General features: G+C 28.2%; 16 protein-coding genes. 6 read left to right on the top strand and 10 right to left on the bottom strand.

The window, feature by feature from the left end; all coding sequences use genetic code 11:
• Nucleotides 1-29: 29 nt before the first annotated feature.
• Genes J5A73_RS04935 through J5A73_RS10440 form a run of 3 tightly spaced genes read right to left on the bottom strand, consistent with a single transcriptional unit; the run spans nucleotide 30 to nucleotide 2,433 of the window.
• Nucleotides 30-1,028: a hypothetical protein gene (locus J5A73_RS04935; protein ID WP_211617155.1), complete on the bottom strand. Its 999-nt coding sequence runs from the start codon at nucleotides 1,026-1,028 to the stop codon at nucleotides 30-32.
• Between the two features lie 2 nt (nucleotides 1,029-1,030).
• The gene (locus tag J5A73_RS04930) at nucleotides 1,031-2,254 is read right to left on the bottom strand and encodes a hypothetical protein (RefSeq protein WP_249069423.1); all 1,224 of its coding nucleotides are present in this window, start codon (nucleotides 2,252-2,254) and stop codon (nucleotides 1,031-1,033) included.
• An 11-nt stretch (nucleotides 2,255-2,265) separates the two neighbouring features.
• Nucleotides 2,266-2,433, bottom strand: a complete 168-nt coding sequence (locus tag J5A73_RS10440; RefSeq protein WP_249069421.1) for a hypothetical protein — start codon at nucleotides 2,431-2,433, stop codon at nucleotides 2,266-2,268.
• Between the two features lie 166 nt (nucleotides 2,434-2,599).
• Between J5A73_RS10440 and thrC the strand changes: the two genes are divergently transcribed.
• Nucleotides 2,600-4,102 (top strand): threonine synthase, encoded by a 1,503-nt coding sequence (thrC, locus tag J5A73_RS04925; protein WP_211617153.1) that lies wholly within the window; start codon nucleotides 2,600-2,602, stop codon nucleotides 4,100-4,102.
• Between the two features lie 95 nt (nucleotides 4,103-4,197).
• Here the strand turns inward: thrC and recR are convergent, their stop codons facing one another.
• The 6 genes from recR to pfkA form a co-directional block, all read right to left on the bottom strand.
• The gene (gene recR, locus J5A73_RS04920; protein ID WP_094080560.1) at nucleotides 4,198-4,785 is read right to left on the bottom strand and encodes a recombination mediator RecR; all 588 of its coding nucleotides are present in this window, start codon (nucleotides 4,783-4,785) and stop codon (nucleotides 4,198-4,200) included.
• A gap of 45 nt (nucleotides 4,786-4,830) precedes the next feature.
• On the bottom strand, nucleotides 4,831-5,421 hold the full coding sequence (locus J5A73_RS04915; protein ID WP_211617151.1) for a YigZ family protein: 591 nt from the start codon (nucleotides 5,419-5,421) through the stop codon (nucleotides 4,831-4,833).
• A 61-nt stretch (nucleotides 5,422-5,482) separates the two neighbouring features.
• A complete protein-coding gene (locus J5A73_RS04910) occupies nucleotides 5,483-6,517 on the bottom strand; it encodes a hypothetical protein (protein ID WP_211617149.1) in 1,035 nt (344 codons plus the stop codon).
• A 127-nt stretch (nucleotides 6,518-6,644) separates the two neighbouring features.
• Nucleotides 6,645-7,526, bottom strand: a complete 882-nt coding sequence (locus tag J5A73_RS04905) for a hypothetical protein (protein WP_211617147.1) — start codon at nucleotides 7,524-7,526, stop codon at nucleotides 6,645-6,647.
• Between the two features lie 203 nt (nucleotides 7,527-7,729).
• Nucleotides 7,730-9,154, bottom strand: a complete 1,425-nt coding sequence (gene pykF, locus J5A73_RS04900) for a pyruvate kinase PykF (protein WP_211617145.1) — start codon at nucleotides 9,152-9,154, stop codon at nucleotides 7,730-7,732.
• An 84-nt stretch (nucleotides 9,155-9,238) separates the two neighbouring features.
• A complete protein-coding gene (pfkA, locus tag J5A73_RS04895; protein WP_211617143.1) occupies nucleotides 9,239-10,201 on the bottom strand; it encodes a 6-phosphofructokinase in 963 nt (320 codons plus the stop codon).
• 376 nt (nucleotides 10,202-10,577) lie between these two features.
• Here pfkA and rplU point away from each other — a divergent pair, with 376 nt between their 5' ends.
• Genes rplU through rpmA form a run of 3 tightly spaced genes read left to right on the top strand, consistent with a single transcriptional unit; the run spans nucleotide 10,578 to nucleotide 11,568 of the window.
• Nucleotides 10,578-10,880 (top strand): 50S ribosomal protein L21, encoded by a 303-nt coding sequence (gene rplU / locus J5A73_RS04890; protein WP_211617141.1) that lies wholly within the window; start codon nucleotides 10,578-10,580, stop codon nucleotides 10,878-10,880.
• A gap of 19 nt (nucleotides 10,881-10,899) precedes the next feature.
• Nucleotides 10,900-11,229 carry a ribosomal-processing cysteine protease Prp gene (locus J5A73_RS04885; protein WP_211617139.1) on the top strand — a complete coding sequence of 110 codons (330 nt, stop codon included), beginning with the start codon at nucleotides 10,900-10,902 and terminating at the stop codon, nucleotides 11,227-11,229.
• Nucleotides 11,230-11,274: 45 nt separating this feature from the next.
• A complete protein-coding gene (gene rpmA / locus J5A73_RS04880; protein ID WP_094080553.1) occupies nucleotides 11,275-11,568 on the top strand; it encodes a 50S ribosomal protein L27 in 294 nt (97 codons plus the stop codon).
• A gap of 97 nt (nucleotides 11,569-11,665) precedes the next feature.
• Here rpmA and J5A73_RS04875 read toward each other — a convergent pair whose 3' ends face one another.
• Nucleotides 11,666-13,285 (bottom strand): ABC-F family ATP-binding cassette domain-containing protein, encoded by a 1,620-nt coding sequence (locus J5A73_RS04875; protein WP_211617137.1) that lies wholly within the window; start codon nucleotides 13,283-13,285, stop codon nucleotides 11,666-11,668.
• 361 nt (nucleotides 13,286-13,646) lie between these two features.
• Here J5A73_RS04875 and J5A73_RS04870 point away from each other — a divergent pair, with 361 nt between their 5' ends.
• Together J5A73_RS04870 and mgtE are read left to right on the top strand one after the other, a co-directional pair.
• Nucleotides 13,647-14,144: an NUDIX hydrolase gene (locus J5A73_RS04870; RefSeq protein WP_211617135.1), complete on the top strand. Its 498-nt coding sequence runs from the start codon at nucleotides 13,647-13,649 to the stop codon at nucleotides 14,142-14,144.
• A gap of 37 nt (nucleotides 14,145-14,181) precedes the next feature.
• Nucleotides 14,182-15,741: a magnesium transporter gene (mgtE, locus tag J5A73_RS04865; RefSeq protein WP_211617133.1), complete on the top strand. Its 1,560-nt coding sequence runs from the start codon at nucleotides 14,182-14,184 to the stop codon at nucleotides 15,739-15,741.
• The last annotated feature ends 13 nt before the right edge of the window (nucleotides 15,742-15,754 follow it).

Here is a 15,754-nt window from a genome sequence, read left to right as displayed (position 1 = left end):
ATTTTTTTATTATTTAAACTCAAATACATCTATATTCCTTCTAGAATCATCAAAAATATATTTCCTATTCCTTCTCCCACAGATTTTAAAAAATTCATTCCAGGCTCACTATTATAGATATACTTTGAAGTAGCTAAATTTTTAGAAAAATCCTTTTTAATTTGTTTTCTGATTTTTAGTTCTCCATTTTTTTTATAGTATTCGCAGCTCCATTTATCGGTTTCGATTTCCTTACAACTCATTATTTTCGCTCCGTTGGAATTATATTCTTCATACAAATCTTTTATTTCCATATTTATCATATCGTTATTTTTAGCAATTCCAGTATATTTCAAATTTCCGTTTGGATAATAAACTTTTTGCGTTTGATTTTCAAGAGTTCCATTTTCAAAAGTGTATTCCCTCTCAATTTCCCCGTTTTTTCCAAAGATTTTTATAGTCTTTGGCATTTGATAACTTTGTCCTTTTTTGTTAGTTTGTAAAACTTCCATTTCTGATAAAACTTTTTTGTTGCCATTATAGTAAATAAATTTCCCGTTTTCTTTTCCGCTAGATTTATATTCTGCGGCTAAAATTCCGTTGATATATTGATTTTCTGATTTTAAAAATCCATTTTCATAAATTTTTTGTGAAGCAGTTTTTTTATTTTTATCATATTTTTGGATAATTACTTGATTCTTTTCTTTGTCAATCTCTTTTGCCTCTTCAATATTTCCATCCAGAAAATATTTGTAATAAGAAATGAGGTTTCCATTTTCATAAAAATTTATATTTTTGATGTTATCTTTTATTTTTTGAACTGCAACTCCAGTAAATAATTTATTATTTTCTTTTTCATAAGCGAGATTATTATTTAGTACAATTTGTGTATCATAATCCAATATTTTTTCTGCTTCAATATTTTTTATTTTTGAAAAATTTTCCAATTTTGAAATACCCAAAATATTTTCCAAACTTTGGGATTTCGCTATAATTGGTAAAAAGCAAAATACGCTAACTAAAATTATTTTTTTTATTTTCTTTTTCATAACTATAACCTATCCATCGCATCAATTATTTGATTTAATTCTTTTTCTAAATTAGATTTTTCTAAAATTTTATTTCTCATTTTGGTTTCACCTAAAGGTTTTTCTATTTTATCCTTATCTTTATATTCTTTTGGAATATCTCCTGTATATTGGAGTGAATGTACTTCATTTTTTTCTGAAAGATTATTTGAATATCTTTGTTTTACAAGACCTGATACTTCTATTTCATAGTTAAAACTTATTTTTTCGATTGCTAGACTTTTAATTTTTTGAAATATAAACTCTTTTGTAACCTTTTCACCAGCATTATTTACAATTTCCCTTATTTCTATCAGATTTTCAATATTGCTAGGAAATGTAGAAATATTATAGTTATCAGTAACTCTGCAATTTATTTGAACTTCAGCAGAATTTGCAGAAGTTTTCTTACCAATGACATTTTCCAATTTTTTATCTAGATATTTTTCAACCCAGCTATTGCTACACCCAAAAATATTGTATTTTACATAAATTTTATCTTTATATTTTGAAATCAAACTTACAGAATCTTTATAATTTGGAACAAGTTCATTTGCTCTTTCTAAACCCCAAACTGCGTTTCTATAGTCATTTCTAGTTTTAGCATTTTTAAGGATTGATAAAGCTATACTATATGCGTTTTCTGCTGCTTGCAAATCAGCCTTTTCTTTTAATTCCTTTGTTTTAATTGAGACTTTTTTTGCATCTTGGCGAGTTATTACAAAAAGTTTATCAGCTTCTTCGTAAAATCTCTGTGCTTCTCTATAATTTTTTTTATTTTCACTTGTATTAGCAAATTCGATAAATTTATTAGCTTTATTTTTATTTATCTGCTTACTTATTTGTTCATATTTTAAAGCCATTTCATTAGATATTTTGGGATTTTTTTCCATAGATTCAATAAATTTTAAGATATCTTCATAATAATTATTTATATCATTCGTCACATCTTTAAAATAGTCATAACCATAATATTCATAATTATAATTATTATTTTTTAATCTTTGCGTAATTATTTTTTCAATATTATTCAAAGATTCATCCAAAGGATATTTTTGCTGAAAATCCGAAAAAGCTGAAGAGTTTTTATAAGTATCAAATAATGCATAAATTTTAACCAATTCTTCATAACCTTTCTGTCTTTCGCTCAAATCACCACTCCCTGTCATCACTTTATAATGATTTGTAATATTCAAAAACTTTTCCATAATTTCATTTTTTATTTCAGGCTTAATTTTATTAATTTTTTTGGATTTGTTTCAAAATAATTAAAAACTAATTCTATACTTTTTAGATATTCCTTTTTATTATAAGCTTCTCTGGCATCTTCTAATTCACATGACACAACCATAAATAGCAGAAGTAAAATTAAAAATATTTTTTTCAAATAAAACACATCCTTCCAATAAAATATTCTCTTTTTTAAATTATACCATATTTTCGTTTATATAAAAGCTAAAATTTTATTTTTTTTTGTCCCTTGTCTTGCATATTATAAAAAATAATAGTATAATTATTCCATATAAAAAAATGAAAATGAAAAGAGGTATGTTATGAACTATAAAAGTACGAGAGAAATTAATCCAAGCAATGTGAAAAGTTCCACTTTTGCAGCACTTCATGGACTTTGTGAAGATGGAGGATTATATATTCCAGAAAAATTGCCAGATGTAAAATTGACTTATGATGAATTAAAAGACTTATCTTATCAAGAAATTTCAGAAAAAATTATAAAATTATTTTTTACAGAATTTTCAGACGAAGAAATAAAAACTGCTATAAATAATGCCTACAACAGCACAACTTTTAACGACAAAAACATTGTTCCAGTTCACAAATTAAATGATAAAGTGAGCTTTGGAGAATTATTTCACGGAAGAACATTGGCGTTTAAAGATTTGGCTTTATCACTTTTCCCATATTTACTGCTTTTGAGTAAAGAAAAACAAAAAGAAGACAAAAAAATCTTAATTTTGGCAGCAACTTCTGGAGATACTGGAAAAGCAGCACTTGAAGGATTTAAAGATGTTGATGGAATTGACATTGTCGTTTTTTATCCAAAAAATGGAGTTAGTCCAATGCAAGAAGAACAAATGAGAAAACAGCTTGGAAATAATGTAGAAATCGTTGCAATTAATGGAAATTTTGACGATGCTCAAAGCGCTATAAAAGTGATTTTTTCAAGCGATGAATTTAAAAAATATGCAAATGAACACGATGTTATGTTTTCAAGTGCAAATTCAATAAATATTGGAAGACTATTCCCGCAAGTTATATATTATGTGACAACTTATGTAAATTTAGTAAATGCTGGAACAATTAAAGCTGGGGAAGAATTTAATGTAGTGGTTCCAACTGGAAACTTTGGAAATATTTTAGCAGGGTTTATTGCAAAAAAACTTGGAATACCAATCAAAAAATTTATTTCAGCTTCAAACAAAAACAAAGTTTTAGCTGACTTTTTCCAAACAGGAACATATAACAAAAACAGAGACTTTTATGCAACAAATTCGCCATCAATGGACATTCTTCTTTCATCAAACTTTGAAAGATACTTATATTATGCGTTAAATGAAGACAGCAAGAGAGTAAGTGAATTAATTAAAAACTTGCTTTCAGGTGGAGAATTGTCGGTAAGTGACAAAGAACTAAAAAATATTCAAAATGAATTTTACGGAGAATTTGCAAACGATGAAGAAACTGTAAGTGCAATTAAGGAAATTTATGAAAATTACCACTATTTAATGGATCCTCACACAGCTGTTGCCTATTCAGTTTACGAAAAACTGGATGAAAAATATTTGGACAAAGACATTCACACTGTGATAATGTCAACTGCTCATCCATTTAAGTTCCCAGCTCCAATTGCAAAAGCGTTGGGAATTGACGACACAAAAGAACCTTATGCAATTTTGGATGAAGTTTCAGAAATTACTGGAGTGAAATTTCCCGAAAAATTGACTGAAGTTAGAAATTCTAAAATTAGATTTTCAGATGTGATTGACAAGGCTGATATTCAGAAATTTGTGAAAAATTATATAAAAAATTTGAAATAATTAAATAATTTTATTAAATAATTTGAAAATAAAAAACTGTATATAAATAATTAATAAATAAATTCAAATACAGTTTTTATTTTTATTTTTTTATTTTATTCTATATCAATTCTACCTTCCAGCGATTTTCCAAGCGTTAAAATATCGGTATATTCAATATTTCCGCCAATTGGGATTCCACTTGCAATTTTTGAGACTTTTATATTTTTTCCTTTTAAAATTTTAGTCAAATATAAATTTGTCGTTTCCCCTTCCAAATCTGGATTTAGAGCTAAGATAACTTCCTTGACAGAACCATCTAATCTATTAATTAAATTTTTTAAATTCAAATCTTCAATAGTTATTCCATTTAGCGGATCAATTTTTCCACCTAAAACATGGTAAAGTCCAAAATAAGTGTCCGATTTTTCAAAAGCGATCACATCTCTTACACCTTCTACAACGCAGATAACATTTTTATCCCTTTTATCGTCTGAACAAATTTCACAGATGTCGTTTTCTGACAGATTTCCGCAAATTTTACAGTGTTTAATTCCAGAATGTGAAGTTTTAATCGTATTTAGCATTTCATCAATTTCATTTTCGCTCTTTTCCAGTATATCAAAAGCTATTCTTTGTGCACTTTTTCTTCCAATTCCAGGAAGTTTTGCAAAGACATCTATCAAATCATCTAGTTTTTTCATTTTTTTTACTTTTCTCCTTAATTTTTAAATTTTTTATAATTTTTTTTATAATTTTATCACTAATATATTTTGAAAATTATTCAATTCATTTTCTATTTCAGAAGTTGCTAGTATTTTCATAGTAACTCTGTCGGAGTAGTTTTTTTCCAATATTTCAATTTTATATTCATCTTTTTTGTTATTCAAAAAAAGTTCAATCTCCGAAGTATATTCATAATTATAGTCTATTATAAATGTTGATTTTTGTATATATTCCACAATTTCGGCTTCATTTACAGCAAGTTTAGCTGTCTTGGCATAATTTCTGATAAGTCCTCCAGCTCCCAATTTTATTCCGCCAAAATATCTCGTTGCGACAATTGCCACATTGTAGACATCTAAAATATTTAAAATTTCAGCCATAGGTTTTCCAGCAGTATTTGAAGGTTCTCCGTCGTCGTTGTATTTAAAATATTCCTGTCCATTTTCAATGACACGGTACAAAGGAACATTGTGAGTGGCATTTGGATGCATTTTTTTTATTTTTTCTATGAAATTTTCACCTTCCAAAACTGTAGTAATAGGCTTAATATAACCAATAAATTTAGATTTTTTTTCTTCAAATTCGATTATAGTTTCTTTTTTTACTGTTTTCATTCTAATTCCTTTAGATAATAATTAATTATTATAATTATTAATTTTTTAAGATATTATTTATTTATTTATTTGTTTTTGTTTCAGAATCTCTCAAAAGTTTTGCAACTTTTGTGTCTTTTAATTTTTGTCTATAAGTTTCATAAACTTTTTCATCTTTAATTGTTGCAGAAGCTAGATATAGCAGTGCATAAAGCGTCATTTCTCTATCTTTTGTAAATTCAAATTCTTTATCTTGCGCTTTATTAGAAACATTGTTTATATAGTAATCCAGCGCTTTTAAGATTCCATCATTTGCTGAAATTTTTTCAATGTTGTTAGTTTCCATAATAAGTTCCAAATTTCTGTAAATATCGTCTGTCAAAGAAAATTTTTGTTTATTTTTTTCATCTGAAAAATATTTTAAAATTCTTCTAAATTTTTCCACATTTTTATCAGTTTCTTTTGAAGAATTTCTAATTGTTTTATTGATTTCATCCAGACTTTCTTCAAAATTCATATTTTGATTGTCATTTTCATCGTCATCGTCAGCAATACCATTTATAATTTCGCCAGTATTTTCATCATAAAAAGACCCAAATGGCAAATCATCAGAGCTGTTTGGTAACTTCTCATCTCTGTAATTTTCAATTCCAGAATAGATAAAGTCCAGTAAATCCATAACAGGAGTTCCATTGTAAATTTTCTTTAATTCATTTTTATATCTTTTTTCATCTTTCTCTTTATTAAATACGGTATACAAATTCACTTTATTAAGCAAATTATCAAATTTTTCGTTATATTTTTCCCCTTTTTCCAAGTATTCTTTTGCCTTATTAAAGTCTTTTTCATCAGAAAATATGTACCCACTTGCAATTAAATCGCTAACATAAAAATTTTTATTATCTTGTGCGTAAAGATTTTGTAATTTTTCCATTTTATCATCAAAATCTTCAGAAAAATCATCTTTTATTTCATAATCTAACTCGATAGTTTTATCAATTATTGTTTTATTAACTCCAATTTTAGAAAGTTTATTTTTAATATTTTCAGCTCTTGTATAAGCCAAAGCGTTTAAACTAACTATAAAAAATACTAAAAGTAAAAAATTTTTTTTCATTTTTCCTCCATCTAATTAAATTAATTAAAATTATTTAATTCAAATTTATTTATTAATATTATTTTTTAATTATCTCATAAAAAAATAAAGTTTATTTTGTTTTATTTTATATTGTTTTGTATTATTTTTATTGTAACATTTTATCCAAAAATTTGCTATCTTTTTCAGTTTCTTCTTTAATTTTAGCAGCAATCCAAGTATCTTCCAAGTAAGAAGTATTAATCGCTTTCTTCAAATCATCTTGAATTTGCTCGTTCATCAATACAACATTGGAATAAAGTATAACTTCTGCACGAAGATTGTAATTTTTTACTTCGTCGCTAACTTTTATATTATTTACATTTTTCAAATATTCTGAGACAGCCTTTTCAATTTCACCGTTATCGTAATAATTTCTGATTTTATTCAAAAAATATGTAAGTCGTATAAAATGGTACTCTTCATCTGAAACCCCTATTTTTTCTCTTTCTTTTTCTTCTTTCAACAAATTTATCACTTTTTCAGTTTGAATCTGCTTTTCTTCAAAATTATTTATTGTAAAAAGTTTTGCCAGTTCAATAATAACAGGAGTATTTTTGTAAGTTCTAGAAATTTGGTTCATATAATTTTGGAAAGTTGAAATATCGCCATTATCACGTGAGTAAATCATTTTTGAAAAAATTTTTTCATAGTCATACGGAGTATACTTTATAAACAAATCTAGATAATGCTTATAGTCTTTTCCCAGTCTTTCTCCAAAAATCGTAATTAAATTCTGTGAAATTATATAATTTCTTTCATCTTTAACAAAAAGTTTTTTTAGCTTTTCAATTCTTTGTAAAACAACTTTTTCGTCATCTTCAAAATATTGTGTGTCCCTTATTTCATAATTAAGTTTTATTGTTTCGTCAATAATTTCCTGATTTACTCCAATTTTTGACAAAGTATTTTGAATTTTTTCTTTTTGTGTAAAACCATAAATTTTTATGCTTAACAAAAAGATTGCTAATATTAGAAAAAATTTTTTCATTTTTATCACATCCCAAAAATTTTTTGTGTTTATGTTATTATTATTATATCCTATTTTTTAAAAATTCAAAATTTTTTTATAAATAAATTAAAATTTTTGAAATATAAGAAAATCAATAAATAAAAAGGGAAAAAGTTATAAAACTATTTCCCAAAAATAAATTATTATTTTTAATTTAAAAATTTTTCAAGTTTAAAAGTCAATTATTCTCCAATTCTTTCTACTCTGAATGTATTAGTTGTTCCTTCTTTAGAAATTCCAGTTACTAATACTACTAAATCACCTTTTTTAGCTTCTTCATGATTAGCTGCAATTTCTCTTGCTTTTGCAAAAAAGTCATCAGTTTTATCTAATCCTTTTTCTACGTAAGCTCTAACTCCTCTTACTAATGCCAATTGTCTAGCAGTTTGTTCGTTGTCAGTTAATGCGATTATAGGTACAGTTGGTCCATATTTTCTAATCATCTTAGGAGATCTTCCTGTTTTTGTCCAACATACGATTAATTTAGCATCCAATGATTGTGTAGTACTTACTGCACCACTTGAAATTGCTTCTGTAACAGAAATACCTGTTCCTGGAGTTTCAACTGGTTTGAATTTTTTAAATTCATCTGTTCTTTTTGAAATAGTAGCCATCATTTTAACAGCTTCTACTGGATATTTACCTTTTGCAGATTCTCCTGATAACATAACTGCATCTGTACCATCCAAGATAGCGTTAGCAACATCTCCTGCTTCTGCTCTTGTAGGTCTTGGGTTTCTAATCATTGAATCTAACATTTGAGTTGCTGTAATAACTGGTTTTCCAGCTTTGTTACATTTTCTGATCATCATTTTTTGCATGAAAGGAACTTCTTCTGCAGGAACTTCTACTCCTAAGTCTCCTCTTGCTACCATGATTCCATCACTTAATTCCAAGATTTCATCGAAGTTGTCAACACCTTCTTGGCTTTCAATTTTAGGAATAATTTGAATATTTTTTCCACCGTTGTCATCTAACACTTTTCTTACTTCAGCAATGTCAGAAGCTTTTCTTATAAATGAAGCTGCTACAAAGTCAACACCTTGTTCACAACCAAATTTCAAGTCAGCAATATCTTTTGCAGCTAATGCTGGTAAACCAACTGAAACATCTGGCAAGTTTACACCTTTAGTTTCTCCTAATTCTCCAGTATTTGTAACAACACATTCAACTTCTCCAGCTTCTTTGTTGATAGCTTCAACTTTTAATCCAACTAAACCGTCATCTAATAAAACAGTACTTCCAATTTTTAAGTCATCTATGATTCCAGGATATGAAACTGCGAATTTACTAGCATTTCCGACAAAATCATAATCAGTTGTCATAATTACTTTTTTACCAGTTTCTAGTAATACATCGTTTCCACCTTCTAATTTTCCTGTTCTGATTTCAGGACCTTTAGTATCTAATAAAATCCCTATTTCTTTACCAGTTTTTTTCATAACTTCTCTGATGTTTTTGATTCTTTGTCCGTGTTCAGCAAAATCACCGTGAGAGAAGTTTAATCTCATTACGTTCATTCCGCTTTCTACTAATTTTGTAAGCATTTCTACACTTTCAGTTTTTGGTCCGATTGTACAAACAACTTTTGTCATTTTAATTTTCATTTTGTCTTTTCCTCCTAAAAATATCTTTCATTGTTTCTATATCAATGAATCCCGCAAAATTGCAGGAAAATCATTTACTAAAATTTATAGTGATAACATATTTGCAACTGCATAGTCAGCTGAAGAGGCTTTTGAGTAATTTTCCCAAGCATATGATAATTTATGAGTTGTAACTTCTTCACTTTGGATTCCAACCATTAATCCACCTTTTCCTTCTTCAATTAATTCAACAGCTTTAACAGCTAATCTTGTAGCTAAAATTCTATCAGCTGCTGTTGGAGCTCCACCTCTTTGAATATGACCCAAAATTGTAACTCTTATACTTGTGTCAACTCTTTTTGATAATTCCTCTTTAAGATGAACAACATTTCCAACACCTTCAGCAACAACAATTATGTCATACAACTTACCTTCAGCACGTCTTTTTTTGATTACTTCAGCTAAATCATCAATTGAACTTTCAGTCTCTGGAATCATAACTCCACTTGCACCTCCTGCGATTGCAGAATAAAGCGCTAAATCTCCACAGTTTCTTCCCATTACTTCAACTAAATATGTTCTTTCGTGAGAAGTTGCCGTATCTTTCAATTTTGAAATTGCATCCAATATAATGTTTAATGCTGTATCATAACCAATTGTGTAATCAGTTCCGGCTACATCATTATCAATAGTTCCTGGAATTCCGATTGTTTTGATTCCATGTTCTTCATATAAGTAATGTGCCCCATGGAACGATCCATCTCCACCAATTACAACTAATCCGTCAATTCCATATTTTTTCAAATTAGCCGCCGCTTTTGCCCTAACTTCAGGATCTTTAAATTCAGGCAATCTTGCTGATAATAAAATTGTTCCTCCTTTATCAGCAATTCCACTTACATCCAATAATGTTAATGGAGTAATTTGATCTTCAAGCATACCTTTGTATCCTCTTTTTATGCCATAAACTTCCATTCCTTTGTTAATGGCAGCCTTTGTCACAGCTCTTATCGCTGTATTCATACCTTGTGAGTCTCCCCCACTTGTTAAAATTGCGATTTTTTTCATAATTATGTCTCCTTCTAAAAATTTACTACAATTTTATTAACGAGTTTTTCTATTTACCTTATAATTAATATTATCATTTTTAATTTTGAATGTCAATACTAAAATAATTTTTTCTGTTTTTTTTAATATTTATGGCTTTTTTAGACTTTTAAAAAGTAGAATTAAATATATTTTTGGATTTTTTTGTATAAAAAATTTAAATTTGTATATGAAAATAAAATATGATTAAATTTTTCTGTTTTTTTTTATAAAAAAATATTATTTCAAAAAGTTTGACAAATAGAAGAAAATGTAGTAAAATAACTTTAACGCTTAGAATTGGTGGCTAATGCCAAATATAGCGAGAAAAATAAAAATAATGTGGAGGTGGACTTAAATGTTTGCAGTAATTAAAACAGGTGGAAAACAGTACAAAGTAGAAGTTGGAACTGTGTTAAAAGTGGAAAAATTAGCAGCTGAAGTTAATTCAGAAATCGAAATTAAAGAAGTTCTTATGGTAGGAGAAGGTGACAATGTAACAGTTGGTGCTCCTTTTGTAGAAGGTGCAAAAGTTGTAGCAGTAGTTAAAGAACAAGGAAAAGGTGAGAAAAAAATCAACTTCAAATACAACAAAAAAACTTATTACAGAAAAAAAGGTCACAGACAACAATATACAACTATTGAAATTAAATCAATATAATTAGTTTTTAAAGAGAAAAATGATAAAGATAAAAATAAAGCGAAAAAAAGATAGAATTGTGTATTTTAAAATTAGTGAGCACGCAGGTTATGCTGATCGAGGTGAAGATATTGTGTGTGCAGCAGTTTCATCTGTTTCACAGATGGCTTTAAATGGAATTTTAGAAATTTTGAAGTTAAATGGTAAAATAAAATATGAAATAGATGAGAACGGAAAGTTAATTTGTGATTTACAAAATTCTAATTTAACAGAGGAAGAATTTAAAAAAGTCGACATTTTAACAGAGTCAATGTATTCTTATTTGAGTGATGTCGCAGATGAATACAAAGAATTTGTAAAATTTGAGTAAAAGTAAACAAAAAACTAAACGAGAGAATAAACAAGGAGGTCAGAAATGATATTAAAATTAAACTTACAGTTATTTGCCTCAAAAAAAGGACAAGGTTCAACTAGAAATGGTAGAGATTCAAATCCTAAATATTTAGGAATTAAAAAATATGACGGAGAAGCTGTAAAATCTGGAAATATTATCGTAAGACAAAGAGGAACTAAATTTTACGCAGGAACTAATGCAAAATTAGGAAAAGATTATACTTTATTTGCAGTAGCTGATGGATTTGTAAAATTTGAAAAATTTGGAAAAGGTAAAAAAAGAGTTAGTATTTACCCTGAAAGAGTTGAAGCGTAAATAAATAAAAAAAAATAATAAACTGTCTCATGTGATTAAATTGAGATGGTTTTTTTTATTATAATAAAAAAAGGGGTCAAAACCCCTTATTAAAAAATTATTTATACATTTCTTCCAATTTTTTTTGAACATTTTCATCATTTAAATAATCGTCATATTCCATTTCTTTTTCAAGTATTCCTTTTGGCGTGATTTCAATTATTTTGTTTGCAATTGTTTGAATAAATTCATGGTCATGCGTTGTAAATAAAATTGTTCCAGGAAATCTCTCAAGAGACTTATTTAGCGATGTAATGCTTTCCAAATCTAAATGGTCAGTTGGATTATCTAATAGAAGTACATTTGCGTTTGACAACATCATTTTTGACAGCATACATCTTACTTTTTCTCCTCCAGATAAGACTTTTGCTTTTTTTGTGGCTTCTTCGCCAGAGAATAACATTCTTCCTAAAAACCCTCTCACATATTCTTCATGTTGGTCGCTTGAAAATTGTCTTAGCCAGTCAATTAGAGATAAATCCACACCTTCGAAGTATTCTGAATTGTCTTTTGGAAAATAGCTTTGAGAAGTTGTAACTCCCCATTCAATTTTTCCTTCATCAGGCTCAATTTCTCCAGCTAAAAGTTGGAAAAGAGTAGTTTTGGCGATATCATTATTTGATAAAATTACAACTTTGTCACCAGTATTTATTGTGAATGAAATATTGTCAATTACTTTTTCTCCATCTACAGTTTTTGATAAATTTTCCACTTTTAACATGTTGTTTCCAGCTTCACGCTCAGGTTTAAATTCAATATATGGATACTTACGGTTTGAGATTTGCATATCTTCAAATTGCAGTTTTTCTAGTTGCTTTTTACGGCTAGTCGCTTGTTTTGATTTTGAGGCGTTGGCAGAAAATCGAGCGATAAAGTCCTGTAATTCTTTTTTCTTCTGTTCTAGTTTTTTATTTTGGTTTCTTATTAAATCTTGCATTAATTGATTTGATTCATACCAAAAATCATAGTTTCCAACGAACATCTTAATTTTTCCGTAATCAATGTCGGCAATGTGAGTACAAACTTTGTTTAAAAAGTGTCTATCGTGCGAAACGACTAAAACTGTCGTATTTTCCAAATCCATCAAAAAATCTTCCAGCCATTTTACAGCATGTAAGTCAAGTCCATTTGTAGGCTCATCTAATAATAAAATATCTGGATTTCCAAAAATTGCCTGTGCAAGTAGCACTTTTACTTTTTCAGGTTCTGTCAACTCTTTCATTAGTTTGTGATGTAATTCAGCGTTAATTCCAAGTCCAATTAAAAATTTTTCAGCATTTGTTTCAGCATCCCATCCGTCTAGTTCAGCAAATTCACCTTCTAGTTCAGCTGCTAAATTTCCATCTTCTTCAGTAAATTCTTCTTTTGAGTAAAGCGCTTCTTTTTGCTTCATGATGTCATATAATCTTGCGTGTCCCATCATTACCACATTTAAAACTTCTTCATCTTCGTAGGCAAAGTGATCTTGTTTTAAAAATGACAATCTTTTCCCTTTGTCTATAATAACTTCACCTGAAGTTGACTCCATTTCCCCTGTTAAAACTTTTAAAAATGTAGATTTTCCAGCTCCATTTGGACCAATTATTCCATAGCAGTTTCCTTCTGTAAATTTTATATTTACTTCGTCAAAAAGTTTTCTTGAACCAAATTGAACTGATAAGTTACTTGTAGATATCAAATAAATTCCTCCCTAATAATATTTTATTTTATAATTATTTATATTATATCAAAAAAAGCACTTAAAATAAAGAAAATTTTAAATTTTGCAATAAATTACTTTATTTTTTTTTGAATAACTGGTAAAATAAGAAAGAGAAAAATTTTTGAATAAAAATTTAACTAAAAAAATATTTTTTCAAATTTTAACAAAAAGATAGCAAGAAGTCGTAGGCTTTCTACAAGTGAGAGATGAATTGCTTTTTTTGTAAAAAAATTGAAGATTTGAATTAAAAAATATAAAAATATAAACAAATTTAAATAATTAAGCAATTAAATAAATAAATAAATTAATTAAATTATTAATAGAAAGGAAGATAAAAATGGATAGTAGTTTTAAATTTTTAAAAGGGGAAAAGATGTTGCATCCGACAACAGGAATAACATTGGAATATTTGGCAAAATCTGATGCGGTTTGCATAGTTTTGTTTAATGAAACTAAAGAAAAAGTGATTTTGGTAAAACAATATAGACCTGGACCAAAAGATTATATGGTAGAAGTTTGTGCGGGATTAATAGATCCGGGAGAAAATCCTGATGAGGCAGTTTTTAGGGAACTTCGTGAAGAAACAGGGTATGTTAAAGAAGATTTGACGGATATAAAAAAATTGCCACACGGACTTTATGTGTCTCCAGGATACACGACTGAAAGCTTGCATTTTTACGGTGCAAGATTAAAATCTGACAAGATTAAGCCAAAAGAGCTGTCACTTGATCACGGAGAAGATTTGGAAGTTTTGTGGGTTGATGTGAAAGATATTTTGAATATTACACGAGATATGAAGACTGTACTTGCAGTAACTTATTTTTCAAAATTATAAAAATAAAATTTAATTTTAAAAAAAAGAGAGGTGCTGAATGAAAGATGCAAAAAATAAAGAAAATTTTGAAAAAGATTTTGAAGAAAATTTGGAAAATAAAAAAAATAAAGAAAGTAGTGAAGAGAGTAAAAAAAGTAAAGAAAATTTAGAAAATTTGCAAAATTCAGAAATTTCAGAAGAAGATGTAGAAAAATTAAAAAAAGAAATTAGAGAGCGTATTTCGGACGATGAAGAAGTTGAAGAAGAAGAGGAAGAAAAATTTTCACCTGAAGAAATGGCACAGGAAATTCAGCAAATTGAAACTGAAAAAGAACTGGAAGAGTATTTGGATGACAATCATTCGATTGATGTTGCAGAAAGTTTTGAAAAACTTAAAGACGATGAATTAATAAGAATTTTTGAGCTTATGAGCGATGAGAATAAAGCGGGAATTTTGGAACAGGCAGATGAAGAGCTGCAAACTAGAATAATAGATTTACTTTCAGACGAAGAAGCAATTGATATTTTAGGTTACATGTCGCCAGATGATGTTGCCGATATTTTGGGATTTATTGATATTCAAAAAAGTAAATCGATACTTAATAAAATGAAGCGTTCACAGGCAAATAAAATAAGGGAATTGTTGGGTTATGAAGAAGATACCGCCGGAGGTATCATGACGACTCAGTACATAGCATTTAAAGGAAATCTTGAAGTAAAAGATGTCATGAAAAAATTAAAAGATATTGCTCCAAGAACCGAAGTTATAGAGACAATCTTTGTGACGAGTAAAAAAAAAGAGCTTATAGGTGAAGTCGATTTAAGAGATATTTTAATTTCTTCCGATGATACAAAATTAGTGGATATTATGGACGATAATCCAAAATATGTCTATGTCGAGCAGGATCAGGAAGAAGTGGCAAGGCTAGTATCAAGATATGATTTAAAAGTTGTTCCAGTTACAAATCACAAAAAAATTATTTTGGGAATCATTACGATAGATGACATAATAGATGTAATTCAAGAAGAAAATACAGAAGATATTTTAAAATTAGGAGGAGTTTCGGAAGAAGAAGAAATTTATTCAAGTTTTTGGTTTTCAGTAAAACAGAGACTCCCGTGGCTTGTAATAAACTTGGGGACAGCGTTTTTAGCATCATTTGTGATAAAACTATTTTCGGGAACTGTGGAAAAAGTGGTTATTTTATCGTCAATAATGACTATTATTAGCGGAATGGGCGGAAATGCAGGAACACAAGCGCTTTCAGTGACAATTAGGGCGTTGGCGCTGGGAGAAGTTGATTTTAAAGATACAATAGGAATAATCGCAAAAACTTTTTTGGTTGGAGCAATTAACGGAGCGCTTTTAGGGCTTTTGTGTGGCGCAATAATATGGGCATTTTGTGGAAATTTTTATATGGGACTTATCGTATTTTTAGCGATGGTAGGAAATTTAGTAATTGCTTGTATGATTGGATTTTTAATTCCGATTACATTGAAGGCTATGAAAATTGATCCAGCGATGGCGTCAGCTGTTGTGCTTACGACTGCGACAGATTGTTTTGGATTTTTAATTTTTTTGAGTTTAGCGACAGTGTTTTTGAATAAATTAGTTTAAGAAGGGAGAAAGT

Source organism: Leptotrichia sp. oral taxon 218, from assembly GCF_018128225.1.
Taxonomy (GTDB): Bacteria; Fusobacteriota; Fusobacteriia; order Fusobacteriales; family Leptotrichiaceae; genus Leptotrichia.
This window is presented reverse-complemented; position numbering and strand designations above follow the sequence as displayed.